Below are 25,847 nucleotides of genomic sequence, written 5' to 3'. Positions count from 1 at the left end.
CCCACAAGGGGGGCGTGACGCTTACAACTTGATCCAGGTTGATTTCAGCTCGGTGTATTTGTCGAACGCGTGCAGCGACTTGTCACGGCCATTACCCGACTGTTTGAACCCACCGAAAGGCGCGGTCATATCGCCGCCATCGTACTGATTGACCCACACGCTGCCGGCACGCAGTGCCTTGGCAGTCAGGTGGGCGCGGGAGATGTTGGCCGTCCATACCGCTGCCGCCAGGCCATATTGGGTGTCGTTGGCAATGGCGATGGCTTCAGCGTCGCTGTCGAACGTGATCACCGACAGCACCGGCCCGAAGATCTCTTCCTGGGCGATGCGCATGGCGTTGGTCACCCCGTCGAAAATCGTCGGCTCGACGTAGGTCCCGCCCGACTCCTGCAAGGTGCGCTTGCCGCCCGCGACCAGCTTGGCACCATCGCTGTGGCCGGCTTCGATATAGGACAGCACGGTGTTCATCTGCTGGGTATCAACCAGCGCGCCGACATTGGTAGCCGGGTCCAGCGGATTGCCTGGCACCCAGCCCTTGAGGGCCTCGATCACCAATGGCAGGAATTTGTCCTTGATCGAGCGCTCCACCAGCAAGCGCGAACCTGCGGTACAGACCTCGCCCTGGTTGAAGGCAATGGCACTGGCAGCCGATTCGGCGGCGGCTTGCAGGTCCGGCGCGTCGGCAAAGACGATGTTAGGGCTCTTGCCACCGGCCTCCAGCCACACACGCTTCATGTTCGACTCGCCGGCGTAGATCATCAGTTGCCGAGCGATCTTGGTCGAGCCGGTGAACACCACGGTATCGACGTCCATGTGCAGCGCGAGAGCCTTGCCGACCGTGTGGCCGTAGCCTGGCAGCACGTTCAGCACGCCCGCCGGGATGCCCGCCTCGATGGCCAGCGCGGCGATACGGATGGCCGTGAGCGGGGACTTTTCCGACGGTTTGAGGATCACCGAGTTACCGGTGGACAGCGCCGGGCCAAGCTTCCAGCACGCCATCATCAGCGGGAAATTCCACGGCACGATCGCCGCCACTACACCCACCGGCTCACGGGTCACCAGGCCCAGCTGATCGTGAGGGGTGGCCGCGACCTCGTCATAAATCTTGTCGATCGCCTCGCCACTCCAGCGCAGCGCATTGGCGGCGCCGGGGATGTCGATACCGAAGGAATCGCTGATCGGCTTGCCCATGTCCAACGTCTCGAGCAGGGCCAGCTCTTCGGCGTTCTGCTTCAGCAGGTCGGCGAAGCGAATCATTATGTTCTTGCGCTTGACCGGCGCCAGGCGCGACCAGCTGCCGGCAGCGAAGGTGGCGCGCGCATTGGCCACGGCCAGCTCGGCATCCGCTGCATCGGTGCTGGCGATGCTGGTCAGCAAACGGCCATCAATCGGGCTGATGCACTCGAAGGTCGCCTTGGACACCGCGTCGGTGTATTGGCCGTTGATGAACGCGCGACCTTCGATTTTCAGCTGCTGGGCCTTTTGCTCCCAATCAGCACGTGTCAGGGTGGTCATTACGAATCTCCTTCGAGGGTGGATATCAAGCCCGAGCACCGTGCGGCGTACGGATGATTGAAAAGGGCTGCAGGCCTTGATCCCTCCCACAGCGTCAGCCACCCTAAACCACCGGCACCGGCCTTTTCAATATATTTGACAGTTCACGGTCAAACCCTCGGCCATGTGCGTTTTATCAAACAATTCAACCCATCAGACACGGAGCCCTTGCCATGAACATCGCGCAGATCGTGGATTTCAGCGTCAACACCCCACCTGCCCAGCGCTATAGCCCAGCACCGGAAAAAGTCCTCAAGGGCCAGCCCGAGCAGACGGTCTTCGAGCACTACAACAGCCCCTGCGGGCAATTCGGCGCGGGCGTTTGGGAAGGAGCCGTGGGTCAGTGGTCAGTCAACTACACCGAGCATGAGTACTGCGAAATCGTCCAGGGGGTATCGGTGCTGCGCGACCTCGATGGCGAAGCCAAGACGGTGCGAGCCGGCGACCGCTTCGTGATTCCGGCAGGCTTTCGTGGCACCTGGGAGGTGCTGGAGGCGTGCCGCAAGATCTATGTGGTGTTCGAGCACAAGTAATGAATATCTAACGCAGGCAGGCGGTGGGAGAGGCTCAGGCTTGTAGAGGTGTCCAGTCGGACACTCACTACTATTTGCCAGGAGGCGTCTAATGACCATCACTATCCAACCCCATTACACCGATAACGAAATCGTCGAGATGATCAGCGATGTAATCGGCCTGCCCTATACCGACGCGCTGCGCGAGGACGTCGAGGCGCGGACCTTGCGCATCGTGCGCCCCGACGGCCCAGGCCATATCACCACCAAGGACTTGCGTCCGGAGCGCATCAACCTGATCGTCGACGACCTGCAAGTGATCGTGGATATCAAATTCTATTGATCCGCACTTCATGACAAAGCCCGTCTTTCGCGAGACGGGCCTTTCCCAGCTGTCCAGCCAAAAGCACTCGACTAGTTGCCAGGAGGCACACCATGAGCACCACTATCCAACAGACGTATACCGACGAAGAAGTCATGGAGATGATCACTCCGTATATTGGGACGACCTACACCGAGGTCGTACTCAAAGCCATCACGCGCGCGAGCCTACGTCCTGTGCGCCAAATCAGCCCCCACAGCGCCGGCACAATGGACATGCGCCGGGAACGCATCAACCTGGTACTCGATGAAAACGACGTAATCCTCAGCATCCGCTTCGGCTAACGCTTCGCGTACAACGAAAAAAGGCCCGTATCTCGCGATACGGGCCTTTTTTTGTCAGGAAAAATCAATTACTTGATTTTGCCTTCCTTGTAGATCACGTGCTTGCGAACGACCGGATCAAATTTCTTGATCTCGATTTTGTCCGGAGTAGTACGCTTGTTCTTGTCGGTAGTGTAGAAATGACCAGTACCGGCAGAAGAGATCAAACGAATCAATTCACGCATGATTTTGCTCCTTAGACCTTGGCGCCAGCAGCGCGGATTTCGACCAGAACGACATCAATGCCGCGCTTGTCGATGATACGCATGCCTTTGGCGGATACGCGCAGACGCACGAAACGCTTCTCGGACTCGACCCAGAAGCGATGATGCTGCAGGTTCGGCAGGAAACGACGACGGGTTTTGTTGTTTGCGTGGGAAATGTTATTCCCAGTTACCGGACCCTTACCGGTAACTTGACAGACTCTCGACATGCCTCAGCCCTCTAAAACCACATGCCCAACCCGGCATGGGTTGGCCGCTTAATCTCTCAATCATGGCGCCAGGCGCCGTGTTTCTTCAGGGTCTTATCAGCCCCGCCTTGAAGGCAGACGAACCGGGCCCTAGAAAAGAGCGCTGCTTTATACCAGAAAGACCTGGGTGCAACAACAGCAATCTGCACGAGCGCCGAATTCACGGACCGGAAAAAACCCGGCCAGCGCAGGCTGGCGGGCCTGCACGGCAAAGACCGCTCGTCGCGACGATCTGCAAATTTGCATAGCCAATTGCCTCGCAGCGCACTAGGGTAGCCGTTTCCAGACTGCCCGAGCAGATGGTTCCTCAAACCGCCAAAGGAATGAATCCATGCGTCTTGCGCTGCTGCCACTGCTGTTTGCTTCGCTGTGCGCCCCCGTTCTGGCCCAGGCCGCGCCGTTGAGCGTGTGTACCGAGGCCAGCCCCGAGGGCTTCGACGTCGTCCAGTATAACTCGCTGACCACCACCAATGCTTCAGCCGATGTGCTGATGAACAGCCTGGTGGGCTACGACGCGACAGCCGGCAAGGTGATCCCCAGCCTGGCGGATAGCTGGCAGGTGTCCGCCGATGGCCTGACCTACACCTTCAAGCTGCACCCTGGAGTCAAATTTCACACCACCGCCTGGTTCAAGCCCAGCCGTGCGCTCAGCGCCGAGGACGTGCTGTTCAGCTTCCAGCGCATGCTCGACCCCGCCAATCCGTGGCACAAGGTCAACAAGAGCGGCTTCCCGCACGCGCAATCCATGCAGCTGCCGAGCCTGATCAAGCAGATCGACGCGCCGGATCCGCTGACCATGCGCTTCACCCTCAACCATCCGGACTCGACCTTCCTTGCCACCCTGACCATGGGCTTCGCGTCGATCTACTCGGCCGAGTATGCCGACCAGCTGCTCAAGGCCGGCAAGACCGACCAGCTCAACAGCCAACCCATCGGCACCGGGCCGTTCGAGTTCGTGCGCTTCCAGAAGGACGCCGTGGTGCGCTACAAGGCCAACCCGGATTATTTCCAGGGCAAGCCCAGCGTCGATCCGTTGATTTTCGCTATTGTCCCGGACGCCAATGTGCGCTTGCAGAAACTCAAGGCCGGCGAATGCCAGATCGCCTTGTCGCCCAAGCCGATGGACGTCGTCGCGGCGGCCGATGACAGCAAGCTCAAGGCGATCAAGACCGACGCCTTCATGACCGCTTTCGTCGCCATCAACAGCCAGCACCCACCGCTGGACAAGCCCGAAGTGCGCCAGGCCATCAACCTTGCCTTCGACAAGGCCAGCTACCTCAAGGCCGTGTTCGAAGGCAGTGCGCAGCCGGCCAATGGCCCGTATCCGCCTAACACATGGAGTTACGCCAAGGACCTGCCGGGCTACGCCTACGATCCTGCCAAGGCCCGCGACCTGCTGGCCAAGGCCGGGTTCAAGGATGGCTTCAGCACCACCATCTGGACGCGTCCGTCCGGCAGCCTGCTCAACCCCAACCCGAGCCTGGGTGCGCAGATGCTTCAGGCCGACCTGGCCAAGATCGGCGTCAAGGCCGAGATACGCGTGATCGAATGGGGTGAACTGATCGGCCGCGCCAAGGCCGGCGAACACGACCTGCTGTTCATGGGCTGGTCAGGCGACAATGGCGATCCGGACAACTTCCTGACCCCGCAGTTTTCCTGCGCGGCGGTGAAATCCGGGACCAACTTTGCGCGCTATTGCAACCCGGAACTGGACAAACTGATCAACGATGGCAAGGCCAGCAGCGATCAGGCCAAGCGCAGCAAGCTGTATCACCAGGCACAGGCGCTGATCCAGCAGCAGGCCTTGTGGGTGCCACTGGCGCACCCGAGCGCGACCGTACTGACGCGTACCGACGTCAAGGGCTACAGCCCGAGCCCGTTCGGGCGTCAGGACTTCACCAAGGTGACCGTCGGCCCCTGACGGTCGCCACGCCAGGCCGCGCGCACGCTGTACGGGCTGGCCTGGCAGTCATCGCTGACGAACGAAGTAGTACGTGCGCCCATTCACCGCCACTTGAGCGGTTACGGTGAGTGGCGCCACGGGGGAATCGGCGGCCTCCAGCAAGGCCATATTGCCGGGTGCGGCAACGAGGTAATCGTGCAATTGCGCCTCGCTCTGCAGGATCGGCAAGTGCGCTTGCAGGTAGAACGTCGTGGCGCCCGCCACACGCTCGCTGGGCTGGAACAGCGCGACGTGCCGCCCTTGGGCCTGCAGCGCCCGCGTCTGGTCGACCAGCGCGACGAAGGAGCGGTCCTGATCGACTTTCGGGGCATACCAGAACGCATTGGCCAGATAGCCGGCAACCACCAGCGCCAGCACACCGATGATCAGCCCGTGCCGCAGGGCATGCACTTGCGCCGCAAGGCTCGACACCTGAGCCCGGGCCTTGAGCCAGCCGAGCAAGGCCCCGACATACTCGGCAGCAATGACCGCAGCCGCAGGCGTCAACGCCATCAAATACACCGTGCGCTTGCTCGAGGCCAGCGTCAGCATCGTGAACCCCGCCAACAGCCATAGACTGAAAAACAAGCGATAGCGGTCTTGTGCCAGGCTCTTGCGAAAATGCCACAAGCCGAGATACACCAGGATATTCCACGGCAGGAATGCTTCGGGCAGTTTGAGGATGTAATACCAAAAGGACTCGTAGTGACCCGCTTCGGTGAAAGAACCATCGAAACGGCCGACGCTGTTGGTCCACAGCACGTCCGCTACGGCCTGCGGCCCGGCGCGCTGGTACAGCATGGCAAGCCAGATCAGTAGAGGCACCAGGCCCACCAGCGTGAGCAGCCCGGGACGCAGCCAGCGACCGACCTGCAGGCGTTTTTCCAGCAGGTCCGTAACGACGAGGTAGGCAAAGATCGCCACCCCCGTCAGCGCCAACCCGAGCACGCCCTTGCTGAGCGTCGCCACCGTGATGCCGAAGGTGAACAGCGCCCACGCACCACGGCGTCCGCCTCGATCGCCCTGGTAGAACCCCAGCAGGGCCATGGTCACTCCCAGGCTCAGCAGCGAATCCTCGCCCACACCGCGGGCATTGCTCCAGTAACTGGCCATGGTCGCGAGCATCAAGGCGGCGCTGAACGCCAACGCCCGCGATCGACCGAATTGCCGCAACATCCCGTACAACAACATGATGCTGAACAGCCCGGCAAACGCCGACGCCAGGCGCACGGCCAGCGGACTGGCGCCCAGCAGGCGAATGGCGGCGGTATCGAGCCACAGACTCAGCGGTGGCTTTTCCAGAAACGGCTCGCCGAACAGACGCGGCACGACCCAGTCGTTATCCAGATTCATCGCCATGGCGATCCCCGCTACCCGGGTTTCAGTCGAGCCTTGCAGTTCATGGCCGCCAAGCCCGGAAAAGAACAACAGGCCGCCCAGCAGGAGCAGCAAGAGTGGAGCGAATCGCGTCATGATTTCTCGGCACCAGGGCAATGAACCACTCGAAAGAAGCGGTCCGGCAAACGTGCGAATCTAACCGCCCGATGCTTAACCAATCAGGAACGAAACGCCGATAGTTGCCGCTTCAGAGCCAGCCATACTCGACCATCGACAACGGCTCGCCTTCACCGATGATGATGTGATCCAGCACCTCCACCTCGATCAACCCCAGCGCCTGCTTCAAGCGGTAGGTCAGCTCGCGATCGGCCTGGCTGGGGCGAGTGACGCCGGACGGGTGGTTGTGACACAGAATCACCGCTGCCGCATTGTTGGCCAAGGCGCGCTTGACCACCTGGCGCGGGTACACGCTGGCGCTGCTGATGGAGCCGGCGAAGAGTTTTTCGAACACCAGCACCTTGTGCTTGCTGTCCAGGAACAAACAGCCGAACACCTCATGAGGCTCGTGGCGCAACATTGCCTTGAGGTATGCGCGAACCGCTCTCGGGCCTTCCAGGGCTGACTCGCGCACCATGTCTTCCGCCAGATGGCGGCGGCCCATTTCCAGCACCGCCTGCAATTGGGCGAATTTGGCCGGCCCCAGGCCCAAGGCTTCGCTGAAATGCTCGCGATCGGCCGACAGCAGCGCGCGCAGACCACCAAATTGATTCAGCAAATGACGCGCAAGGTCGACGGCGCTTTTGCCGGTGACGCCCGTGCGCAGGAAGATCGCCAGCAATTCGGCATCCGACAGTGCCGCCGAGCCCATAGCCAAGAGTTTTTCCCGCGGACGTTCGTTCGCGGGCCAGTCTTTGATACTCATGTCACGTTCCTTGTGTGAGTGTGCCTGTGTCATCGAGCGCCGCTGTTCCCTGGCGGGCGCTGTGATATCTTAGCGCAACTTTTTTGCGCGGCGATCCGGCCTGTGGAGGCGTCGTCGCCGTCGCGTCATTCTTGGATCAAAAAGGCAGGCCTATGCAGCGGCTGTATCGCAAACGCATCGTTCTCGGAGTTGGCGGCGGTATCGCGGCCTACAAGAGCGCCGAGCTGGTACGGCGTCTCCTTGAGCACGGCGCTGAAGTGCGCGTGGTCATGACCCGCGGCGGCGCCGAGTTCATTACCCCCCTGACGATGCAGGCACTGTCCGGGCACCCGGTGCATCTTGACCTGCTCGACCCCGCAGCCGAGGCTGCCATGGGCCATATCGAACTGGCCAAATGGGCCGACCTGATCCTCATCGCACCCGCTACCGCCGACCTGATCGCGCGCCTGACCCAAGGCATGGGCGACGACCTGCTGACCACCCTGGTGCTGGCCACCGACGCCACCGTGGCGCTGGCTCCGGCAATGAATCAGGCCATGTGGCGCGACCCGGCCACCCAGGCCAATCTGCAACTGCTGCAAAGCCGCACCTTCAAGGTGTTCGGCCCCGCAGCGGGCAGCCAGGCCTGCGGCGATGTCGGTCTCGGGCGCATGCTCGAACCCACCGAGCTGGCCCTGTGCGCCGCCGAATGCTTCCAGCGCCAGACGCTGACCGGCAAGCACGTGGTGATCACCGCCGGGCCGACCCAAGAGAACATCGACCCGGTGCGTTACATCACCAACCACAGCTCCGGCAAGATGGGCTTCGCCCTCGCCGAGGCAGCGGTTGAGGCCGGCGCCAAGGTCACACTGATCACTGGTCCGGTGCATCTGCCGACGCCGGACCGAGTGTCACGCATCGATGTGGTCAGCGCCCGCGACATGCTTGCCGCCTGCGAAGCGGCCATGCCTTGTGACATTTTCATCGCCTCCGCCGCCGTGGCCGACTACCGCCCCGAAGTGGTCGCCCCGCAAAAGCTCAAAAAGGACCCGACCAAGGGCGACGGCCTGTTGCTGCAGATGGTCCGCAACCCGGACATCCTCGCCACCATCGCCACTCGCTCCGATCGGCCGTTCAGCGTCGGCTTCGCCGCCGAAACCGAACACCTGCTCGACTATGCTGCGCGCAAGCTCAAGGACAAGAACCTTGATCTGATCGTCGCCAACGACGTCGCCAACCCCAGCATCGGCTTCAACAGCGAAGAAAACGCCTGCTGCGTGATCGACCGCCAGCTCCACGAAACACTGTTCGCCCAGACCAGCAAGGGCAAGATCGCCCGCCAACTGGTCGCCTTCATCGCCGTCCGCATTCATCAGGTTTAACCCCATGCACGCTCTGCAAGCCAAGATTCTCGACCCACGCATCGGCAGCGAATTCCCGCTGCCACAGCACGCGACCCCAGGTTCCGCCGGCCTCGATCTGCGCGCCATGCTCCAGCAAGACACCGTACTCGCCCCGGGTCAGACGCTGCTCATCCCCACCGGGCTGTCGGTGTACATCGGTGATCCAGGCCTGGCGGCGCTGATCCTGCCGCGCTCTGGCCTGGGCCACAAACATGGCATCGTATTGGGCAACCTGGTCGGTTTGATCGACTCCGACTACCAAGGCGAGCTGATGGTGTCGTGCTGGAATCGCGGGCAAACTGCGTTCAACATCGTCGTCGGCGAGCGTATCGCCCAGCTAGTACTGGTACCGGTCGTACAAGCGTACTTCGAGCTGGTCGAGACCTTTGACGAAAGCCAGCGCGGTACCGGCGGTTTCGGACACTCGGGAAGCCACTGAGCCACGGCACGAACCGCGGCACTGCACACCTTGGTTGATTTTTGCGGAGACGTTATGTGAAAGGCTTCACGCGCAGTGCCAAATCACCGATAGCCGCGCCGGACGACAGTCAGGCCAAGGCTATGAAGACCAGCTTCGACCTGGTGCGCCCCGGCTTTGTGCTGGCCATTGCTGGTCTGTTGATAGCCGCCGCACTGGCGTGGGTGAGCGATCCCGACCAGCCCTCGCAAGCCGACCTCGACAAGACCGCCCACAACGTCGCCACGATCGGCGCCGAAAAACTCGAGCAGGCGGCAGCGCAACTGGCGACCCGCACCGCGACCTATGCTCAGGGCGCCGCGGTCATTGAGGCCGTGCAGGGCAAGGACCCAGCTGCCCTGCGCGCGGCCGAGGCGCAGATCATGAGCTGGGGCGACCTGGTCGATGCCCAGATCAACTGGCGCAAACAGGGCCAGATAGACGACAGCCGCGCCGCGCCGATGAACTATGCGGGGCTGGACATGCTCAACCAGGCGGAAGTAGGGCCGCCACCGCCCCTCGAAGCGCAGAAGATCGGCCAGCGCTGGATCGTCTACAGCGTTGCGCCCATTCGCGCCGTGCCAGGACAACAAGTCCTCGGCACCCTGCTGATCGCGGTCGACCTGCAAAAGCTGATCGAGCCACTGCAACAAGCCCTCTCCGTGACCAGCGCGCCGTCCATAGGCGCATTCCGCCTGCTGCAGCGCTTCAACCAAGAGGCGCCGCAGGTGCTCTTCGAACTGGGCACCAGCAGCTCCAACAACCATTATCTGACGCAAACCGGCTCGCGCAACTGGTCCCTGGAGTTCACCCCGGGCTCGGCATTCGACTACAAGACGCCATGGCTCTCGGTCGGCATGCTGGGGGTCGCCCTGCTGATCGCCATCGCCGCCCTGTGGGCCGGCCTCACCCTGACCTGCCGACGCTTGCGCAAGCAGGTAGAGGCCGACGCCCACCAGCTGTCGCAATTGCTGCAGGAGCTCTCCGGCGGCAAGGCAGTCAAATCCTTCAGCCTCAGCCTGTCGGAGCTCAACGGCCTGGCCCAGAGCCTGGCGCGCTTCTCGTTACGCGACAAACCCGCGCCCGTGGGCAAGAAGCCGACCGAATTGCCGGATACCCCCGCGCCCGCCTGGCTTGACCCGACTTTCCAGGACAGCGACATTCTCGATATCGATATCCTTGAACCGGATCACCCCGAGCCCGAGCCGGGTGCAGCAAGCACCGCCAGCGCCGACGACTTGCCGCCGGCTCTGCCCTTGAGCATCTTCCGCGCTTACGACATTCGCGGCGTGGTGGGCACCACCCTGACCGCAGAAACCGCCTACTGGATTGGCCGCGCGGTCGGCGCCCAGAGCCTCGCGCTCGACGAAGCCAACGTCTGCGTCGGCCGCGACGGGCGCCTGTCCGGGCCGATGCTGGTGCAACAGTTGATTCAAGGCCTGCACGACAGCGGCTGCCACGTCACCGATGTCGGCCTGGTGCCGACCCCGGCGCTGTATTACGCAGCCAACGTGCTCGAAGGCAAATCGGCGGTGATGCTCACCGGCAGTCACAACCCGGCCAACTACAACGGCTTCAAGATCGTCATCGCCGGCGACACCCTGGCCAACGATCAGATCACCGCGCTGCACACGCGCATCCGCATCAACGCCCTGCCCAAAGGCCAAGGCAGCGTCAGCCAGGTCGACATCCTGCCGCGCTATTTCGAGACCATCACCAAGGATATCGTCGTCGCCCGGCGCCTCAAAGTCGTGGTGGATTGTGGCAACGGCGCGGCTGGGGTGATCGCCCCGCAACTGATCGAGGCGCTGGGCTGCGAAGTGATTCCGTTGTTCTGCGAAGTCGATGGCAACTTCCCCAACCATCACCCGGACCCCGGCAAGCCGGAGAACCTTGCCGACCTGATCGCCAAGGTGCGTGAATCCGGCGCCGACGTCGGCCTGGCCTTCGACGGTGATGGCGACCGCGTCGGCGTGGTCACCAATGCCGGCACCATCATCTATCCTGATCGACTGCTGATGCTGTTCGCCAAGGACGTGCTGGCGCGCAACCCCGGCGCCGACATCATCTTCGACGTCAAATGCACCCGCCGCCTGACGCCGCTGATCAAGGAAAATGGCGGCCGCCCGGTCATGTGGAAAACCGGCCACTCGCTGATCAAGAAGCAGATGAAACTCAGCGGTGCCCTGTTGGCCGGGGAGATGAGCGGGCATATTTTCTTCAAGGAGCGCTGGTTCGGCTTCGACGACGGCCTGTACAGCGCCGCGCGCCTGCTGGAAATCCTCAGCCAGTCAAAATCCAGTGCCGAGCAACTGTTCGCCGCCTTCCCGGACGATATTTCCACCCCCGAAATCAACATCGATGTGACCGATGAGGGTAAATTCAGCATCATTGAAGCGCTGCAACGCGACGCGCAATGGGGCGAAGCCAATCTGACCACCCTCGATGGGGTTCGGGTCGACTATCCTCGCGGTTGGGGGCTGGTGCGTGCATCCAATACCACGCCCGTGCTGGTACTGCGTTTCGAAGCCGAAGATCAAGCTGAACTCGAACGCATCCAGAACGTCTTCCGCATGCAGCTGCACCATGTCGCACCCGACTTGAACCTACCCTTCTGACCCCTGGAGCCCCGCATGACCCTCGAACGCGATGCCGCCACCAATGTTGCCAAGGTTTTGTCCGAAGCGCTGCCCTACATCCGCCGCTTCGTCGGCAAGACGCTGGTCATCAAGTACGGCGGTAACGCTATGGAAAGCGAGGAGCTCAAGACCGGCTTCGCCCGCGACATCGTGCTGATGAAAGCGGTCGGCATCAACCCGGTGGTGGTGCACGGCGGTGGCCCGCAGATCGGCGACTTGCTCAAGCGCCTGTCCATCGAGAGCCACTTCATCGATGGCATGCGGGTGACCGATGCGCAGACCATGGACGTGGTCGAAATGGTCCTGGGCGGCCAGGTCAACAAGGACATCGTCAACCTGATCAATCGCCATGGCGGCAAAGCCATCGGCCTGACTGGCAAGGACGCCGAGCTGATCCGCGCGAAAAAACTGACCGTCAGCCGCCAGTCGCCTGAAATGACCAAACCGGAAATCATCGACATTGGCCACGTCGGCGAAGTGGTCGGGGTCAATACCGACCTGCTGAACATGCTGGCACGCGGTGATTACATCCCGGTCATCGCCCCGATCGGGGTCGGTGCCGATGGCGAGTCGTACAACATCAACGCCGACCTGGTAGCGGGCAAGGTGGCCGAAGCGCTGAAAGCCGAAAAGCTCATGCTACTGACCAACATCGCCGGCTTGATGGACAAGGAAGGCACCGTGCTGACCGGCCTGACCACAGAGCAGGTCAACGGCCTGATCGCCGATGGCACCATCTACGGCGGTATGCTGCCGAAGATCAAATGTGCTCTGGATGCGGTGCAAGGTGGCGTCAACAGCGCGCATATCATTGATGGCCGAGTGCCGAACGCGGTGTTGCTGGAGATTTTCACCGACATCGGTAACGGCACCATGATCAGCAATCGCAAGCGCCAGACCCTCTGATCCTGCGAAAGGCTTGAGTGCCTCTTCGCGGGCAAGCGTTGCTCCCAACGGCTTCAGTGTGGGAGCAAAGATTGCTCGCGAAGAGGCCCTGAAGATCGGCGCAAGAAACTACTGCCCATCCCCCAGCAACTGCACCAGTCGGGCGCGGTAGACGGCGTACTGCTTGTCGCTGTCGATCTTCTGCTGCTGGTATTTGACCATCTGTGCGTTCAGGCTCGCGCGCTCGCTATCGATACTCTTCAACTGCTCGACAATTGACGCTTGCACGGGCTGCGAGGCGCGCTGCTGGGCGGCAGCCTGGGTCAGCAGGCTGGTCTGCTGCAACTGCAGGCTGTCCAGGCTGTTCTTGGCGACGGCAATGCGCGTATCCAGCTCGCTCTGTTCGCGCATATGCCCGTGATCCAGCTCCTGCAGGCTCGGGAACAGGTGCAACAGCTGAGCGTCAGCGTCGGCCTGGGCCTTGAGCGCGTCCTGGCGCTTGATCTCTTCGGCAGTGGGCGCCGGTGGGATGGTCTGGATGACCCGCCCCTGCTGATTGAGAATCTGGTAACCCTTGGCAACGTACTCCGGGGGCACCCCTTGGGTGTCCAGCACGGTGACGCCGCGGCTGTCGACGTACCGGTACAGCTGGATAGTCGGCTTGTCCGCGGCCCAGGCACAGGCGGTCGCCAGTGGCGCAATCAGCAGCAAGGTCCTGAGGGCGCGGGCCACGAACACCGATCAGATACCGTATTGCGCGCGATAAGCCTCGACGGTCGGCAGGTGCTGCTTGAGCTGCGGGTCGTCGGCGAGGAACTCCAGCACTTGATTCAGCGAGACGATGCTTACGACCGGGATGGCGAAATCGCGCTCGACTTCCTGGATAGCAGACAACTCGCCGTTGCCGCGCTCCTGGCGATTGAGCGCGATCAGCACGCCGCAAGCCTTGGCATTGGCGCCCTGGATGATCTGCATGACCTCGCGGATGGCGGTGCCGGCGGTGATCACGTCGTCGATGATCAACACATCGCCAGCCAATGGCGCGCCGACCAGGCTGCCGCCCTCGCCGTGATCCTTGGCTTCCTTGCGGTTGAAACACCACGGCGTATCGATGTCGTGATGCTCCGCCAGGGCCACCGCCGTGGCCGCCGCCAGTGGAATACCTTTGTAGGCCGGGCCGAACAACACGTCGAAAGAGATCCCGCTCTCGACGATGGCTGCGGCATAAAAGCGCCCCAGTTTCGCCAACGCCGAACCACTATTGAACAACCCCGCGTTAAAGAAATAAGGGCTGGTACGCCCTGATTTCAGGGTGAACTGGCCAAAGCGCAGCACGCCGCGGTCAATGGCAAATCGAATGAAGTCGCGCTGATAGGCGTGCATTTAAAAGTCCCGGACACTACGGATTTAGCTAATTAAGTTGAGCTCGGGTATCATACACGCACGAGATTTATGGGGCCATTTATGCGGATAATCAGTGTGAACGTGAATGGCATTCAGGCGGCAGTCGAGCGCGGTTTGCTCAGCTGGCTACAAGCCCAGAATGCCGATGTCATCTGCGTGCAGGATACTCGCGCCTCGGCCTTCGAACTGGACGATTCAGCCTATCAGCTGGATGGCTATTTCCTGTACGCAGCCGATGCCGAAGTGCCTGCTCAAGGGGGCGTTGCACTTTATTCGCGCCTGCAGCCGAAGGCGATCATCAACGGTCTGGGTTTCGAAACAGCCGACCGTTATGGCCGATACCTGCAAGCTGACTTCGATAAGGTCAGTATTGCGACCTTGCTCTTCCCGTCCGGACAAAACGGCGATGAAGACTTGAACCAGAAATTCAAGCTGATGGACGACTTCGGCCGCTATCTGGACAAACAGCGCCGTAAACGCCGCGAATACATCTATTGCGGCTCGCTGTATGTTTCGCAGCAGAAGCTGGACGTCAAGAACTGGCGCGACAGCCAACAGTCGCCCGGCTTCCTCGCGCCTGAACGCGCGTGGATGGATGAAATGGTCGGCAACATGGGCTATGTCGATGCGCTGCGCGAAGTCAGCCGCGAAGGTGAGCAGTACAGCTGGTGGCCAGACAGCGAGCAGGCCGAGATGCTCAACCTCGGCTGGCGCTTCGATTACCAGATCCTCACCCCCGGCCTGCGCCGCTTCGTGCGCAGCGCCCGTCATCCGCGTCAGCCGCGCTTTTCGCAACATGCGCCGCTGATCGTCGATTACGACTGGACGCTGACCATCTGATTGACTGCACGCATAAAAAAACCGACGCCCTTGAAAGCGTCGGTTTTTTTGTGGGCCAATGCTGCACCTCACCCTGTGGGAGCGGTCTTGCGCCCACAGGTCAAAGATGAGCGTTCAACGCCCGCAGTCAGTCAGCCAAAGCGGCCTTCTGCAGCTCGAAAATTTCGTTCATGCCCTTGCGTGCCAGATCCAGCATGGCGTTCAGCTCTTCTGGCTGGAACGGCGCACCTTCAGCGGTACCCTGCACCTCGATGAAACCACCGGTGTTGGTCATGACCACGTTGAGGTCGGTCTCGGCGGCCGAGTCTTCCAGGTAGTCGAGGTCGAGCACTGGCTCTCCCTGGTACATGCCGACCGACACAGCAGCGATCATCTGCTTGAGCGGATCGCCGCCCTTGAGGCCGCCGCGCTTCTTGATGACCTTGAGGGCATCGATCAACGCCACCATGGAACCGGTGATCGACGCGGTACGGGTGCCACCGTCGGCCTGGATGACGTCGCAGTCGACGTACAGGGTGACGTCACCCAGCTTGCTCATGTCCAGTGCCGCGCGCAACGAGCGACCGATCAAGCGCTGGATCTCGAGCGTGCGGCCGCCTTGCTTGCCGCGACTGGCCTCACGCTGATTACGCTCGCCGGTGGCGCGGGGCAGCATGCCGTATTCGGCCGTCAGCCAACCTTGACCCTGGCCCTTGAGGAAGCGCGGCACGCCGTTTTCGACGCTGACCGTGCAGATGACCTTGGTGTCACCGAACTCGACCAGCACAGACCCCTCGGCGTGTTTGGTGTAGTTGCGGGTGATGCGGATCGAGCGGAGCTGATCGGCAACGCGACCACTTGGACGTTTCATCTGGGATACCTGTACTGGGATTAAAACTGCCGCACATTATAGGGGCTCGCGCTCTTCCCTGCCCGCTAAAGATGCCTGCCCCTCAACACAACTGCAGCGAGGGGGCTCGCCCCCCGATGGCCACATCGCTGCCCCATGGGCATCCGGTACACCTGATCGGGGCCAAGTCCCCTCGCTACGAAGCGCAGTTTCCGCTCGGCGGCGTGCACTGATTTGTATCAGCACATTGGGAGGCAGGCTCGGGGTGCGCTACAATCTCGCGCCTTTGCAGCCGTTCGGCTTTCACTCTTGCGCGAGGTACTTCCCATGGTGCACAGCATGACCGCCTTCGCCCGTGTCGAACGGGCCGGTGCCCAGGGTACGCTGAGCTGGGAAATACGCTCGGTCAACCACCGCTACCTCGAACCGCACCTGCGTCTGCCCGAAGCCTTTCGCGACCTCGAAGGCGGCGTGCGCGATGCGTTGCGCCAGGCCATCTCCCGCGGCAAGCTCGAATGCACCCTGCGCTTCGCCGACGAGACCACCGGCAAGCCCCTGCAGGTGGACAGCGAGCGTGCAGCGCAGCTGATCAACGCCGCCCAGACTGTTGCAGCACTGATTCACCAGCCCGCCGCCATCAACCCGCTGGAAGTACTGGCCTGGCCGGGCGTGCTGGTGGCCGATGCGGCCGATCCGCAGGCCCTGAACGCCGAGGCGCTGGCACTGTTCGACGCCGCACTGCTCGAACTCAAGGCAGGCCGCGATCGCGAAGGCAGCGACCTGGCGCGGCTGATCAACGATCGTCTCGACGCCATGAGCACCGAAGTCGCCACCATGCGCCAGCTGGTGCCGCAGATGCTCGCCACGCAACGGCAGAAAATTCTCGACCGCGTCGCCGACATGCACGCCGAGCTCGACCCGCAGCGCCTCGAGCAGGAAATGGTCCTGCTCGCGCAAAAGAGCGACGTCGCCGAAGAACTCGACCGCCTGAGCACCCACGTCACCGAAGTGCGTCGCGTGCTCAAGGCCGGGGGCGCCGCAGGTCGGCGCCTGGATTTCCTCATGCAGGAACTCAACCGCGAAGCCAACACCCTGGGCTCCAAGGCCTTCGACCCGCGCAGCACCCAAGCGGCGGTGAACCTGAAGGTCCTGATCGAACAGATGCGCGAACAAGTGCAGAACATTGAGTAAGGTTATCCCTGACATGAACCACACCCCTGGCACCCTCTACATTATTTCGGCCCCCTCGGGCGCCGGCAAGACCAGCCTGGTCAAGGCCTTGCTCGACGCGAACACGGCCGAGCCAAGCATTCGCCTGTCGGTGTCGCATACCACCCGCGCCATGCGTCCGGGCGAACAGAACGGGGTCAACTACCACTTCGTCGAGCGCGCCGAATTCCTCGCTCTGATCGAGCACGGCGATTTCCTGGAGCACGCGGAAGTCTTCGGCAATCTCTATGGGACCTCCCAGAGCACGCTGCAGCAGACCCTCGACGAAGGCCACGACCTTATCCTCGAGATCGACTGGCAAGGCGCCGAGCAAGTCCGCCGCCTGATGCCCAAGGCGCGCTCGATCTTCATCCTGCCGCCGTCGCAGCAGGCGCTGCGCCAGCGCCTGACCAATCGCGGCCAGGACAGCGACGAGATCATCGAAGGGCGCATGCGCGAAGCGGTCAGCGAGATGAGCCACTACGTGGAGTATGATTTCCTCGTCATCAACGACGATTTCGCCGCTGCCCTCGAAGACCTGAAGGCCATCTTCCGCGCCAACCGCCTGCAGCAAGCGCCGCAGCAGCAGCGGTTCAGCCCGTTGCTGGCGAGTTTGCTGGCCTGAGAAGCTTCGCGGGCAGAGTCCGCTCCCACAGAGTGACGTCGTACACCTGCAGGAGCAAAGCTTGCTCGCGAAGAGGCCCGCGCAGTCGACCACGCCCCCAGCAAAAACAAAAGCTTCCCTATTTGCTGGTGATTTTTTAAACTATCTAGTCCGCTCGCCCATTCGGCGCGCATACCGCATTTGCTACGAGGAAGACCATGGCCCGCGTAACCGTTGAAGATTGCCTAGAACACGTGGATAACCGCTTTGAGCTGGTCATGCTGTCTACCAAGCGTGCACGTCAGCTGGCTACCGGCGGCAAAGAGCCAAAGCTGGCCTGGGAAAACGACAAGCCTACCGTAATGGCGCTGCGTGAAATCGCTGCCGGCCTGATCGACTACGCCGTTATCGCCGAAGCCGAAATCGTCGACGAAGAGCCGCTCTTCGCTGCTTTCGAAGACGAGGCCAACGAGGCTATCTAAGCCCATGCCCTGTCGACGTAGCCAGGCGAAGGTCGATGATCATCGACAGGAGACTTTCTCTTGCCGAGCATAGACCACCTCGCCGATCGTTTGTCGACCTACCTCGGCAAGGACCAGGTCAATCTGGTCCGCCGAGCGTACTTCTACGCCGAACAAGCCCACGACGGCCAACGCCGCCGCAGTGGCGAAGCCTACGTCACGCATCCGCTGGCGGTGGCCAACATCCTCGCCGACATGCACATGGATCATCAAAGCCTGATGGCTGCGATGCTTCACGACGTCATCGAAGACACCGGTATCGCCAAAGAGGCGCTGTGCGCACAGTTCGGTGAAACCGTGGCCGAACTGGTCGACGGGGTCAGCAAGCTGACCCAGATGAACTTCGAGACCAAGGCCGAGGCGCAAGCCGAGAATTTCCAGAAAATGGCCATGGCCATGGCGCGGGACATCCGCGTGATCCTGGTCAAGCTCGCCGACCGCTTGCACAACATGCGCACGCTTGAGGTGCTGTCAGGCGAAAAACGCCGACGCATCGCCAAGGAAACCCTCGAAATCTACGCCCCCATCGCCAATCGCCTGGGTATGCACAATGTGCGTATCGAGTTCGAGGACCTGGGTTTCAAGGCCATGTACCCGATGCGTTCCGAGCGCATCTTCCAGGCGGTCAAGCGCGCCCGCGGCAACCGCAAGGAGCTGGTCACCAAGATCGAGCAATCGCTGGCCCACTGCCTGGCGGTCGACGGCATCGAAGGCGACGTCAGCGGCCGGCAAAAGCACCTCTATGGGATCTACAAGAAGATGCGCGGCAAACGTCGCGCCTTCACCGAGATCATGGACGTGTACGCCTTCCGCATCGTCGTCGACAAGGTCGACACCTGCTACCGCGTGCTAGGCGCCGTGCACAATCTGTACAAGCCGCTGCCGGGGCGCTTCAAGGATTACATCGCGATCCCCAAGGCGAACGGGTACCAGTCGCTGCACACCACGCTGTTCGGCATGCACGGCGTGCCCATCGAAATCCAGATTCGCACCCGCGAGATGGAAGAGATGGCCAACAACGGCATCGCCGCCCACTGGCTGTACAAGTCCAGTGACGACGAGCAGCCGAAGGGCACCCATGCCCGCGCTCGCCAATGGGTCAAAGGCGTGCTGGAAATGCAGCAACGTGCGGGCAACTCCCTGGAATTCATCGAAAGCGTGAAGATCGACCTGTTCCCGGACGAGGTCTACGTGTTCACGCCCAAAGGCCGCATCATGGAGCTGCCCAAAGGCTCCACGGCGGTCGACTTCGCCTACGCAGTGCACACCGACGTCGGTAACAGCTGCATAGCCTGCCGCATCAATCGTCGCCTCGCGCCGCTGTCCGAGCCTCTGCAAAGCGGTTCCACGGTCGAGATCGTCAGCGCCCCAGGGGCCCGCCCCAATCCGGCTTGGCTCAACTTCGTGGTCACCGGCAAGGCGCGTACGCACATCCGCCACGCCCTCAAGTTGCAACGCCGCTCCGAATCGGTATCGCTGGGCGAGCGGCTGCTCAACAAGGTGCTCAACGGCTTCGAAAGCTCGCTGGACAAGATCCCTCACGAGCGGGTGCTATTGATGCTCGGCGAATACCGCCTCGAGCACATCGACGACCTGCTCGAAGACATCGGCCTGGGCAACCGCATGGCCTACGTGGTCGCGCGGCGCCTGCTGGCCACCGAAGGCGAGCAACTGCCCAATCCGGAAGGACCGCTGGCCATTCGCGGTACCGAAGGCCTGGTACTCAGCTATGCCAAGTGCTGCACGCCGATCCCGGGCGACCCGATCGTCGGGCACCTGTCGGCCGGCAAAGGCATGGTGGTGCACCTGGAGAACTGCCGCAATATCAGCGAAATTCGCCACAATCCCGAAAAGTGCATTCAGCTGTCGTGGGCCAAGGATGTCACCGGCGAATTCAACGTCGAGCTGCGCGTCGAACTGGAGCATCAACGCGGCCTGATCGCCCTTCTGGCCAGCAGCGTCAACGCTGCCGACGGCAACATCGAAAAAATCAGCATGGACGAACGTGACGGCCGCATCAGCGTGGTACAGCTAGTGGTCAGCGTGCACGATCGCATCCATCTCGCCCGCGTCATCAAGAAACTGCGCGCCCTGGCCGGCGTCATTCGCATCACTCGCATGCGTGCCTGACACTCGCCAGTTGCGCCCCATCGCCCCTTCAAGGAGTCATCCATGACCAAGACCGTGATCACCAGCGACAAGGCCCCAGCCGCCATTGGCACTTATTCCCAGGCCATCAAGGCCGGCAATACGGTCTATATGTCCGGGCAGATTCCGCTCGATCCAAAGACCATGGAGCTGGTCGAAGGCTTCGAAGCCCAGACCGTGCAGGTCTTCGAAAACCTCAAGGCCGTGGCCGAAGCGGCTGGCGGTTCGTTCAAGGACATCGTCAAGCTGAACATCTTCCTCACCGACCTGAGCCACTTCGCCAAGGTCAATGAAATCATGGGCCGCTACTTCGAGCAGCCCTACCCTGCGCGCGCCGCCATTGGCGTTGCAGCACTGCCGCGTGGCGCCCAGGTCGAGATGGACGCTATTCTGGTCATCGAATAAACCGCGCTACAGGGCGAAGCGCAGCTGCTTCGCCACTTCTCTTCCCCCTTTTCGGAAGGACCCCTACCATGCGCAATGCGCTTGCCTTCATCCTTGTCGCCGGCCTGCTGGGCGGCTGTGCCAGCAAACCACCGGTCGATCCGGACGGTATCTGGATCAATCAGAACGCCATCGATACGGCAGCCAAAGGCGCTAATCTGCGCCAATCGTTGCTGGCCAACGGCCCTAATCTGGAATGGAGCCTCAATACCAAAGCCGGCCAGGCCACCTTCAGCAATGGTTTCGAGATGGGCGAAGGCAAGTTGCAGCCCAGGAAGGAAGGCGGTTGGGACGTCGACTTTTATGGTAACTACAAAGAAACCCTGTCTATCAAGGGTGCCGACCTGACTCAGGCAGCCAGCGACTCGGGCGGCGAGCAGCACTTCATCAAGGCGCCGATTCCGGCAGAAGCAGGCGCAGCGCAGGGCAGCACCTTCGAGCGCGCGCTGTATACGGCCTATATGGGCGGTAACTGGAAAATCCTCGATGGTCCGGGCAAGGGTGGCATTGCGACCTTTTCACCGCTCGGCCAAGTCACCGGGCTGGCCGGTATCGATCGCTACGCACTGTGCCTGGCCGGTGATTGTGCGGCCATGAGCGGCGAATATGACAGCATGTGGCTGGAAATGGCCGGCCAAGGCAATGCCTTCATTTTCGTGCGCAAGGGCGATCAACTGGAGATCCTGCAGGCGCTCAACCAGGCCCAGAACAGCGAAATGCCTGATCTGCACCCGGGTGTACGACGCTGGTTGCTGGAGAAGAAGTAACCGTCCTGCCGCTGTAGCGAGGGGGCGAGCCCCCTTGGCTACAGAGCTTCTGTGATGATCGCCGCATAGCCTTCGCGGTAGCTGGGATAACGCGGCACCCAGCCCAACTGCCGCGCCAGAGCGTTGCTGCAGCGCTTGCTGCCAGTGCGGCGGACCTGGGCTTCGGCTTGCCAATCGGTCACGCCCAGATACTCGCGCAACCAGGCGACCACCTCGGCCAGCGGCGCCGGCGCGTCGTCCACACCTATGTAGACATTGGCCAAGGCCTTGCCCGCCGCGTCACTGCCTAGCAGAAACGCCAGCAAGCCCGCAGCGTCATCACTGTGAATGCGGTTGCCATACAAGGGTGGATCCTCGGCCACGCGGTAACCCTCGCGCACCTGGGTCAGCAAACGCTCGCGGCCGGGGCCGTAGATACCGGTCAAGCGCACCACTGTCGCCGGCAAGCCGCTGTGCAGCAGGGTGTTCTCGGCCTCGACCATGATCCTGCCGGAAAACCCACTGGGCTCCACCGCCGAGGCCTCATCGACCCATTCCCCTGCCAACTGGCCGTAGACACTGCTGCTGGACACGAAAAACACTCGTCGTGGCCGCTGCCCGTGCTGCTGCAACCACCCGAGTACGTGCTTTAGGCCTTGTACATAGGCCGCCCGATAACCGGCCTCGTCATGGGTCGACGCTGCCAGGCAATACACCAGGTAGTCCAACGGACCCGTGGGCCAGGCGGCCGGACAGCGCTCATCGAACAAATCGGCCGCTATCGGCAACACGCCCTCGGGCAGCTTGCCGGGCGAGCGGCGCAGCCCGTGCACGGCCCAGCCCTGAGCGATCATCTGCCGGGCCAGGCGACTGCCGACGTCACCGCAACCGGCGATCAAAAGTGTGGGCGTGCTCATCTCAAAGGCTCCGTTTCAAAGCGCCAGACTAGCGCCGGCGGGCGTCTTGCAGCCAGCGCTGATTAAAAAAATACCTGTTTCGCTTTTGCTAACAAGAATTAATTGCAATAATACGCGTCCGTTTTGTCCTCGGCCTTGACTTCGGCCTCGCAGGGCATCCCCACATTCTTTCCATCAGGTCCTGCCAGCATGACTCGTACCGAACCTCTAGCATCGCCAACCAAGCTTCGCAGCCTGCCACGCGCATGGCGAGGTATCGCGGCCTTGTTGCTCGGCCTGGCGCTGATACCCAATGCCTTTGCTGAAGACCCGACCCACCCTGTCACCACCCCGGCCGCCGTTTCCGCCGCGCCCGCCACGGCACCGGTAGACACTTCTGCCGCGCCAACCGCCAGCGCCCCGGCCGCTTCGCAAGTCGCCCCGGATGACGCACAAGCCCCTGAAGATACTTCGCTGGGCATGGCCCACGACCTGTCCCCGTGGGGCATGTTCAAGAACGCCGACATCGTCGTGAAGGTGGTCATGATCGGCCTTGCAATGGCCTCGATCATCACCTGGACCATCTGGATCGCCAAGGGCTTCGAGCTGGTAGGCGCTAAGCGTCGCCTCAAAGGCGAGATCGCCGCGCTCAAGCGCGCCGGTACTCTCAAGGATGCCGCCGAGACTGCTGCCCAGAAAGGCACCCTGGCCAACCTGCTGGTACATGACGCGCTCGAAGAGATGCACCTGTCGGCCAATACCCGCGAAAAAGAAGGCATCAAGGAGCGCGTGTCGTTCCGCCTCGAGCGCCTGGTCGCGGCCTGCGGTCGCAACATGAGCATGGGCACCGGCGTACTGGCCACCATCGGCTCCACCGCCCCCTTCGTCGGCCTGTTCGGTACCGTGTGGGGCATCATGAACAGCTTCATCGGCATCGCCAGAACCCAGACCACCAACCTCGCCGTGGTCGCCCCCGGCATCGCCGAAGCGCTGCTGGCCACGGCCTTGGGCCTGGTCGCGGCCATCCCTGCGGTAGTCATCTACAACGTTTTCGCCCGCTCCATCGCCGGCTACAAGGCACAGGTCTCCGACGCTTCCGCCCAGGTCCTGCTGCTGGTCAGCCGCGACCTCGACCGTCAGCCAGGCGAGCGTGCCGCTCAGCCACAAATGGTCAAGGTGGGGTAATCCGTGGGCCTGCATCTGAACGAAGGCGGCGACGATCTCGCCGAGAATCACGAAATCAACGTCACGCCGTTCATCGACGTCATGCTGGTGCTGCTGATCGTGTTCATGATCGCTGCACCGCTGGCGACGGTAGACATCAAGGTCGACCTGCCCGCCTCCACCGCCAAGCCAGTGCCCCGACCCGAGAAGCCCGTGTTCCTCAGCGTGAAGATGGACAAGAGCCTGTACGTGGGCGATGACAAGGTCGACGCAGCCCAACTCGGGCAGTACCTGGACAACAAGACCAAGGGCAAGAAAGACACCACCATCTTCTTCCAGGCCGACAAGGGCGTGGACTACGGTGAGCTGATGGACGTCATGAATTCCCTGCGCGCCGCCGGTTATCTGAAGGTCGGCCTGGTCGGACTTGAGACGGCGCCGAAGAAATGATCACCACGCGCCAACGAATGACGCGTTACGGTGGCAGCCTGGCGGTCGTGCTGGGGATCCACGCCCTGGCGATCGTCATCGCCCTCAAGTGGCCCGCGCCCAAGCCCATCGAGTTGCCTCCCCAGGCGATGATGGTCGAGATCGCGCCGCTGCCCGAGCCGGCACCGCCGCCGCCGCCGCCACCCAAGGTCATCACGCCGCCGACGCCACCAGAACCCGTGGAAGAGGTGCCGCTGCCCAAGGTTGCCGAAGCGCCGAAGCCAGAAATCGCTATTCCCAAGCCGCCACCCAAGCCGAAACCCAAGCCCAAACCGCTGCCGCCCAAGCCTGAGAAGAAGCCCGAGCCGCCGAAGGAGCAGCCGCCAGCGGAAAAAACCGTGGACACCGCACCGGCCAAGGAGTCTGCGCCCAAGGCGGAAAAGTCAGAGCCACCGATGCCGTCCAACAGCAACGCGCTGCCAAGCTGGCAGGGTGACCTGCTGCGCCATCTGGCCAAGTTCAAGAAATATCCTGAAGATGCTCGTCGTCGTGGTACTCAGGGGGTAGTCAAGCTGCGCTTCACTGTGGACGCCGAAGGCAAAGTGCTGTCCTATGCCATCGCGGGTGAATCTGGCAGTGCCTCGCTGGATCGCGCCACGCTCGACATGATCCGCCGCGCGCAGCCGTTGCCGGTTCCGCCGAAGGAGCTGCTCAACAACGGCAGCCTGGAAGTGGTCGCGCCTTTCGTTTATTCCCTGGATAAACGCTGAAATAATCGCTTCTGTGTTACAGAAGCGATCTTGATAACGTGCGTCTATCGATCGCAGCCGCTATGCTGGGGCGGCTATTACAGGACGCACGTTATGACCCTTACAGAATTGCGCTACATCGTCACTCTCGCCCAAGAGCAACACTTCGGTCACGCGGCCGAGCGTTGCCACGTCAGCCAGCCGACCTTGTCGGTGGGAGTGAAGAAACTCGAGGATGAACTCGGTGTGCTGATCTTCGAGCGCAGCAAGAGCGCGGTGCGCCTGACGCCGGTCGGCGAGGGCATCGTCGCCCAGGCGCAGAAGGTCCTCGAACAGGCCCAAGGCATCCGCGAACTGGCCCAGGCCGGCAAGAACCAGCTCACCGCACCGCTCAAGGTCGGCGCCATCTATACCGTCGGCCCGTACCTGTTCCCGCACCTGATCCCGCAACTGCATCGTGTCGCACCGCAGATGCCGCTGTATATCGAAGAGAACTTCACCCATGTACTGCGCGACAAACTGCGCAACGGTGAACTTGACGCGATCATCATCGCCCTGCCGTTCAACGAAGCCGACGTGCTGACCCTGCCGCTCTACGATGAGCCGTTCTACGTGCTGATGCCGAGCGACCACCCGTGGACGCGCAAGGAAACCATCGACGCCGGCCTGCTCAACGACAAGAGCCTGCTGCTGCTCGGCGAAGGTCATTGCTTCCGCGACCAGGTGCTCGAAGCGTGCCCGACGCTGGCCAAAGGCTCGGATGCCGCGCGCCACACCACCGTGGAATCCAGCTCGCTGGAAACCATCCGCCACATGGTCGCCTCGGGTCTGGGCGTGTCGGTGCTGCCGCTGTCGGCTGTCGATAGCCATCACTACCAGCCCGGCGTGATCGAAGTGCGGCCGCTGACCCCACCTGCGGCCTTCCGCACGGTCGCCATTGCCTGGCGCGCCAGTTTCCCGCGGCCCAAGGCGATCGAGATCCTCGCGGACTCGGTGCGCCTGTGCTCGGTGGCCAAGCCGCTGGTGCCGACGGCCAAAGTCGCGTCATGAAGAGCT

At 62.1% G+C, this 25,847-nt stretch carries 28 protein-coding genes; 19 read left to right on the top strand and 9 right to left on the bottom strand.

The annotated features are described in order from the left end of the window. Positions 1-21: 21 nt before the first annotated feature. Entirely contained in the window at positions 22-1,515 is a 1,494-nt protein-coding gene (locus tag LIX93_RS10545) for an aldehyde dehydrogenase (protein ID WP_226503984.1), read from the bottom strand. Between the two features lie 212 nt (positions 1,516-1,727). On the opposite strand from LIX93_RS10545, the gene LIX93_RS10540 reads away from it, so the two are divergent. The 3 genes from LIX93_RS10540 to LIX93_RS10530 all read left to right on the top strand — a co-directional run bounded on the left by LIX93_RS10540 (position 1,728) and on the right by LIX93_RS10530 (position 2,732). Then, positions 1,728-2,087 (top strand): cupin domain-containing protein, encoded by a 360-nt coding sequence (locus LIX93_RS10540; protein WP_226503983.1) that lies wholly within the window; start codon positions 1,728-1,730, stop codon positions 2,085-2,087. A gap of 91 nt (positions 2,088-2,178) precedes the next feature. Beyond that, on the top strand, positions 2,179-2,409 hold the full coding sequence (locus tag LIX93_RS10535) for an I78 family peptidase inhibitor (RefSeq protein ID WP_226503982.1): 231 nt from the start codon (positions 2,179-2,181) through the stop codon (positions 2,407-2,409). Between the two features lie 92 nt (positions 2,410-2,501). Then, the gene (locus LIX93_RS10530) at positions 2,502-2,732 is read left to right on the top strand and encodes a hypothetical protein (protein ID WP_226503981.1); all 231 of its coding nucleotides are present in this window, start codon (positions 2,502-2,504) and stop codon (positions 2,730-2,732) included. Between the two features lie 68 nt (positions 2,733-2,800). Here the strand turns inward: LIX93_RS10530 and rpmG are convergent, their stop codons facing one another. Beyond that, a complete protein-coding gene (gene rpmG / locus LIX93_RS10525) occupies positions 2,801-2,956 on the bottom strand; it encodes a 50S ribosomal protein L33 (RefSeq protein ID WP_007894709.1) in 156 nt (51 codons plus the stop codon). An 11-nt stretch (positions 2,957-2,967) separates the two neighbouring features. Continuing rightward, entirely contained in the window at positions 2,968-3,204 is a 237-nt protein-coding gene (rpmB, locus tag LIX93_RS10520; protein WP_226503980.1) for a 50S ribosomal protein L28, read from the bottom strand. A 370-nt stretch (positions 3,205-3,574) separates the two neighbouring features. Between rpmB and LIX93_RS10515 the strand changes: the two genes are divergently transcribed. Then, positions 3,575-5,164 (top strand): ABC transporter substrate-binding protein, encoded by a 1,590-nt coding sequence (locus tag LIX93_RS10515; protein WP_226503979.1) that lies wholly within the window; start codon positions 3,575-3,577, stop codon positions 5,162-5,164. Between the two features lie 48 nt (positions 5,165-5,212). Here the strand turns inward: LIX93_RS10515 and LIX93_RS10510 are convergent, their stop codons facing one another. After that, a complete protein-coding gene (locus LIX93_RS10510) occupies positions 5,213-6,658 on the bottom strand; it encodes a glycosyltransferase family 39 protein (protein WP_226503978.1) in 1,446 nt (481 codons plus the stop codon). Between the two features lie 112 nt (positions 6,659-6,770). Next, complete coding sequence (radC, locus tag LIX93_RS10505) at positions 6,771-7,445, bottom strand: DNA repair protein RadC (RefSeq protein ID WP_226503977.1); 675 nt, start codon at positions 7,443-7,445, stop codon at positions 6,771-6,773. A 152-nt stretch (positions 7,446-7,597) separates the two neighbouring features. On the opposite strand from radC, the gene coaBC reads away from it, so the two are divergent. The 4 genes from coaBC to argB all read left to right on the top strand — a co-directional run bounded on the left by coaBC (position 7,598) and on the right by argB (position 12,829). Further along, complete coding sequence (coaBC, locus tag LIX93_RS10500) at positions 7,598-8,806, top strand: bifunctional phosphopantothenoylcysteine decarboxylase/phosphopantothenate--cysteine ligase CoaBC (RefSeq protein WP_226503976.1); 1,209 nt, start codon at positions 7,598-7,600, stop codon at positions 8,804-8,806. A gap of 4 nt (positions 8,807-8,810) precedes the next feature. Then, complete coding sequence (gene dut, locus LIX93_RS10495) at positions 8,811-9,266, top strand: dUTP diphosphatase (protein ID WP_226503975.1); 456 nt, start codon at positions 8,811-8,813, stop codon at positions 9,264-9,266. A 1,256-nt stretch (positions 9,267-10,522) separates the two neighbouring features. After that, positions 10,523-11,902 carry a phosphomannomutase/phosphoglucomutase gene (locus tag LIX93_RS10490; RefSeq protein ID WP_226504445.1) on the top strand — a complete coding sequence of 460 codons (1,380 nt, stop codon included), beginning with the start codon at positions 10,523-10,525 and terminating at the stop codon, positions 11,900-11,902. Between the two features lie 15 nt (positions 11,903-11,917). Then, the gene (argB, locus tag LIX93_RS10485; protein ID WP_226503974.1) at positions 11,918-12,829 is read left to right on the top strand and encodes an acetylglutamate kinase; all 912 of its coding nucleotides are present in this window, start codon (positions 11,918-11,920) and stop codon (positions 12,827-12,829) included. A gap of 108 nt (positions 12,830-12,937) precedes the next feature. Here argB and LIX93_RS10480 read toward each other — a convergent pair whose 3' ends face one another. Both LIX93_RS10480 and pyrE read right to left on the bottom strand, forming a co-directional pair. Then, entirely contained in the window at positions 12,938-13,546 is a 609-nt protein-coding gene (locus LIX93_RS10480) for a DUF4124 domain-containing protein (protein WP_226503973.1), read from the bottom strand. A gap of 3 nt (positions 13,547-13,549) precedes the next feature. Then, positions 13,550-14,191, bottom strand: coding sequence for an orotate phosphoribosyltransferase (pyrE, locus tag LIX93_RS10475; protein WP_226503972.1), 642 nt, complete (start codon positions 14,189-14,191; stop codon positions 13,550-13,552). 81 nt (positions 14,192-14,272) lie between these two features. On the opposite strand from pyrE, the gene LIX93_RS10470 reads away from it, so the two are divergent. Continuing rightward, a complete protein-coding gene (locus LIX93_RS10470) occupies positions 14,273-15,052 on the top strand; it encodes an exodeoxyribonuclease III (RefSeq protein WP_226503971.1) in 780 nt (259 codons plus the stop codon). Between the two features lie 127 nt (positions 15,053-15,179). Here the strand turns inward: LIX93_RS10470 and rph are convergent, their stop codons facing one another. Then, a complete protein-coding gene (gene rph, locus LIX93_RS10465; protein ID WP_226503970.1) occupies positions 15,180-15,902 on the bottom strand; it encodes a ribonuclease PH in 723 nt (240 codons plus the stop codon). Between the two features lie 306 nt (positions 15,903-16,208). On the opposite strand from rph, the gene LIX93_RS10460 reads away from it, so the two are divergent. From LIX93_RS10460 to LIX93_RS10435, 6 genes are all read left to right on the top strand, one after another. Then, positions 16,209-17,072 (top strand): YicC/YloC family endoribonuclease, encoded by an 864-nt coding sequence (locus LIX93_RS10460; protein ID WP_226503969.1) that lies wholly within the window; start codon positions 16,209-16,211, stop codon positions 17,070-17,072. 13 nt (positions 17,073-17,085) lie between these two features. After that, entirely contained in the window at positions 17,086-17,715 is a 630-nt protein-coding gene (gene gmk, locus LIX93_RS10455) for a guanylate kinase (protein WP_226503968.1), read from the top strand. Positions 17,716-17,912: 197 nt separating this feature from the next. Continuing rightward, positions 17,913-18,176 carry a DNA-directed RNA polymerase subunit omega gene (rpoZ, locus tag LIX93_RS10450; RefSeq protein WP_226503967.1) on the top strand — a complete coding sequence of 88 codons (264 nt, stop codon included), beginning with the start codon at positions 17,913-17,915 and terminating at the stop codon, positions 18,174-18,176. 60 nt (positions 18,177-18,236) lie between these two features. Continuing rightward, complete coding sequence (spoT, locus tag LIX93_RS10445) at positions 18,237-20,345, top strand: bifunctional GTP diphosphokinase/guanosine-3',5'-bis pyrophosphate 3'-pyrophosphohydrolase (protein ID WP_226503966.1); 2,109 nt, start codon at positions 18,237-18,239, stop codon at positions 20,343-20,345. Positions 20,346-20,387: 42 nt separating this feature from the next. Continuing rightward, positions 20,388-20,768 (top strand): RidA family protein, encoded by a 381-nt coding sequence (locus LIX93_RS10440; RefSeq protein WP_226503965.1) that lies wholly within the window; start codon positions 20,388-20,390, stop codon positions 20,766-20,768. Positions 20,769-20,836: 68 nt separating this feature from the next. Continuing rightward, positions 20,837-21,574, top strand: coding sequence for a hypothetical protein (locus LIX93_RS10435; protein WP_226503964.1), 738 nt, complete (start codon positions 20,837-20,839; stop codon positions 21,572-21,574). A gap of 38 nt (positions 21,575-21,612) precedes the next feature. On the opposite strand, the gene LIX93_RS10430 is transcribed toward LIX93_RS10435, so the two are convergent. Continuing rightward, entirely contained in the window at positions 21,613-22,470 is an 858-nt protein-coding gene (locus LIX93_RS10430; RefSeq protein WP_226503963.1) for an SDR family oxidoreductase, read from the bottom strand. A 189-nt stretch (positions 22,471-22,659) separates the two neighbouring features. On the opposite strand from LIX93_RS10430, the gene exbB reads away from it, so the two are divergent. From exbB to LIX93_RS10410, 4 genes are all read left to right on the top strand, one after another. Beyond that, positions 22,660-23,634: a tonB-system energizer ExbB gene (gene exbB / locus LIX93_RS10425; RefSeq protein ID WP_226503962.1), complete on the top strand. Its 975-nt coding sequence runs from the start codon at positions 22,660-22,662 to the stop codon at positions 23,632-23,634. Between the two features lie 3 nt (positions 23,635-23,637). Further along, the gene (gene exbD, locus LIX93_RS10420; RefSeq protein WP_226503961.1) at positions 23,638-24,063 is read left to right on the top strand and encodes a TonB system transport protein ExbD; all 426 of its coding nucleotides are present in this window, start codon (positions 23,638-23,640) and stop codon (positions 24,061-24,063) included. After that, positions 24,060-24,812 (top strand): energy transducer TonB, encoded by a 753-nt coding sequence (locus tag LIX93_RS10415; RefSeq protein WP_226503960.1) that lies wholly within the window; start codon positions 24,060-24,062, stop codon positions 24,810-24,812. Before exbD ends, LIX93_RS10415 begins: the two co-directional genes overlap by 4 nt. A 93-nt stretch (positions 24,813-24,905) precedes the next feature. Next, positions 24,906-25,841 carry a hydrogen peroxide-inducible genes activator gene (locus LIX93_RS10410; protein WP_226503959.1) on the top strand — a complete coding sequence of 312 codons (936 nt, stop codon included), beginning with the start codon at positions 24,906-24,908 and terminating at the stop codon, positions 25,839-25,841. The last annotated feature ends 6 nt before the right edge of the window (positions 25,842-25,847 follow it).

Origin of the sequence: Pseudomonas sp. MWU16-30317, from assembly GCF_020515695.1 — a bacterium.
GTDB lineage: Bacteria > Pseudomonadota > Gammaproteobacteria > Pseudomonadales > Pseudomonadaceae > Aquipseudomonas.
The sequence above is the reverse complement of the archived record's forward strand: the minus strand, read 5'-3'. Positions and strand labels throughout refer to the sequence as shown.

Coding starts and splice junctions, on each gene's coding strand:
- radC (WP_226503977.1), bottom strand. CDS start 7,445: ATGAGTATCAAAGACTGGCCCGCGAACGAACGTCCGCGGGAAAAACTC.
- rpoZ (WP_226503967.1), top strand. CDS start 17,913: ATGGCCCGCGTAACCGTTGAAGATTGCCTAGAACACGTGGATAACCGC.
- LIX93_RS10540 (WP_226503983.1), top strand. CDS start 1,728: ATGAACATCGCGCAGATCGTGGATTTCAGCGTCAACACCCCACCTGCC.
- dut (WP_226503975.1), top strand. CDS start 8,811: ATGCACGCTCTGCAAGCCAAGATTCTCGACCCACGCATCGGCAGCGAA.
- LIX93_RS10535 (WP_226503982.1), top strand. CDS start 2,179: ATGACCATCACTATCCAACCCCATTACACCGATAACGAAATCGTCGAG.
- LIX93_RS10510 (WP_226503978.1), bottom strand. CDS start 6,658: ATGACGCGATTCGCTCCACTCTTGCTGCTCCTGCTGGGCGGCCTGTTG.
- rpmB (WP_226503980.1), bottom strand. CDS start 3,204: ATGTCGAGAGTCTGTCAAGTTACCGGTAAGGGTCCGGTAACTGGGAAT.
- LIX93_RS10415 (WP_226503960.1), top strand. CDS start 24,060: ATGATCACCACGCGCCAACGAATGACGCGTTACGGTGGCAGCCTGGCG.
- exbB (WP_226503962.1), top strand. CDS start 22,660: ATGACTCGTACCGAACCTCTAGCATCGCCAACCAAGCTTCGCAGCCTG.
- LIX93_RS10460 (WP_226503969.1), top strand. CDS start 16,209: ATGGTGCACAGCATGACCGCCTTCGCCCGTGTCGAACGGGCCGGTGCC.
- rpmG (WP_007894709.1), bottom strand. CDS start 2,956: ATGCGTGAATTGATTCGTTTGATCTCTTCTGCCGGTACTGGTCATTTC.
- pyrE (WP_226503972.1), bottom strand. CDS start 14,191: ATGCACGCCTATCAGCGCGACTTCATTCGATTTGCCATTGACCGCGGC.
- LIX93_RS10470 (WP_226503971.1), top strand. CDS start 14,273: ATGCGGATAATCAGTGTGAACGTGAATGGCATTCAGGCGGCAGTCGAG.
- LIX93_RS10430 (WP_226503963.1), bottom strand. CDS start 22,470: ATGAGCACGCCCACACTTTTGATCGCCGGTTGCGGTGACGTCGGCAGT.
- LIX93_RS10530 (WP_226503981.1), top strand. CDS start 2,502: ATGAGCACCACTATCCAACAGACGTATACCGACGAAGAAGTCATGGAG.
- LIX93_RS10410 (WP_226503959.1), top strand. CDS start 24,906: ATGACCCTTACAGAATTGCGCTACATCGTCACTCTCGCCCAAGAGCAA.
- rph (WP_226503970.1), bottom strand. CDS start 15,902: ATGAAACGTCCAAGTGGTCGCGTTGCCGATCAGCTCCGCTCGATCCGC.
- coaBC (WP_226503976.1), top strand. CDS start 7,598: ATGCAGCGGCTGTATCGCAAACGCATCGTTCTCGGAGTTGGCGGCGGT.
- LIX93_RS10545 (WP_226503984.1), bottom strand. CDS start 1,515: ATGACCACCCTGACACGTGCTGATTGGGAGCAAAAGGCCCAGCAGCTG.
- gmk (WP_226503968.1), top strand. CDS start 17,086: ATGAACCACACCCCTGGCACCCTCTACATTATTTCGGCCCCCTCGGGC.
- LIX93_RS10515 (WP_226503979.1), top strand. CDS start 3,575: ATGCGTCTTGCGCTGCTGCCACTGCTGTTTGCTTCGCTGTGCGCCCCC.
- LIX93_RS10435 (WP_226503964.1), top strand. CDS start 20,837: ATGCGCAATGCGCTTGCCTTCATCCTTGTCGCCGGCCTGCTGGGCGGC.
- LIX93_RS10440 (WP_226503965.1), top strand. CDS start 20,388: ATGACCAAGACCGTGATCACCAGCGACAAGGCCCCAGCCGCCATTGGC.
- argB (WP_226503974.1), top strand. CDS start 11,918: ATGACCCTCGAACGCGATGCCGCCACCAATGTTGCCAAGGTTTTGTCC.